Here is a 1,050-nt window from a genome sequence, read left to right as displayed (position 1 = left end):
GCGTATTAACGAATCCTGCCTCATCCATCATACCCTTCAAGGTTTCTTGGTCTGGATGCATACGAATAGATTCAGCTAGGTATTTATAGCTTTCACTATCATTTGTGATGAGCTTGCCCATCATAGGGAGTGCGGTGAATGAGTATTTGTCATACACATCACTAAGCACTGTGTTAGTGGGTTTTGAAAATTCCAATATCAAAAGTCTGCCGCCCGGTTTCAATACGCGGAACATAGAGCGGATAGCTTTATCTTTATCAGTGACATTTCTTAAGCCAAACGCGATCGATACGGCATTAAAGTAATTATCTGGGAAGGGAAGGCATTCTGCATTCGCTTGTACAAATTCAATATTGCTGCCGTAGCCTTTGTCTAATAATCTGTCTCGTCCGACATTGAGCATAGAGGCGTTAATGTCAGCGAGTACAACTTTGCCTTGATCTCCAACGCGTTTGGAGAACTGCATCGTGAGATCTCCAGTTCCCCCCGCAATGTCTAGTACCTTATGACCAGAGCGTACGCCAGAGGACTCAATGGTCAAACGTTTCCATAAACGGNGGATTCCAAAAGACATTAAGTCGTTCATGATGTCGTATTTTGTAGCGACAGAATGAAATACGTCTGCGACTTTGCCGGCTTTTTCTTCGACGTTGACGTTCTCAAAACCAAAGTGAGTGGTGTTTTGATTGGTGTCGTTGTTTGCTTGGGTTTCTTTCACGCTAAGTTGCTCTTGCAAGACTAAATCTGCACCTATTCTATCGTTCACAGAGCTCGAAGACTATCTTGAAAACCAATTAGATTGTTCTGGGTTTGTGCAATATCGGTTAGACTTGCCAAATTGTAAAACTAATCAGCAATAGGATTTTTTGATGAGCGCAATTCGCATCGAAAGAACGCATAACCGAGGACTAGACGCTGCAAAGCAAGAAGCGGAAAGTTTAGCGGAAGATCTAACTGAAAAGTTTGGGCTCAAATACGGTTGGCAAGGTGAGACGCTTGCGTTTAAAGGATCTGGTGCGAAAGGTGAAATTCACTGTGCTTCGGATAGTA

The 1,050-nt window shown here is 43.1% G+C and carries 2 protein-coding genes; one reads left to right on the top strand and one right to left on the bottom strand.

From position 1 onward, the window contains the following. A partial coding sequence (gene ubiE / locus A3738_RS06765; protein ID WP_068763458.1) for a bifunctional demethylmenaquinone methyltransferase/2-methoxy-6-polyprenyl-1,4-benzoquinol methylase UbiE occupies nt 1–718 on the bottom strand: 718 nt, incomplete at its 3' end. 151 nt (nt 719–869) lie between these two features. Between ubiE and A3738_RS06760 the strand changes: the two genes are divergently transcribed. Beyond that, nucleotides 870–1,050, top strand: a 181-nt coding sequence (locus tag A3738_RS06760) for a polyhydroxyalkanoic acid system family protein (protein ID WP_068763457.1), incomplete at its 3' end; no start/stop codon positions are given.

Source organism: Oleiphilus sp. HI0066 (assembly GCF_001635725.1).
The sequence above is the reverse complement of the archived record's forward strand: the minus strand, read 5'-3'. Positions and strand labels throughout refer to the sequence as shown.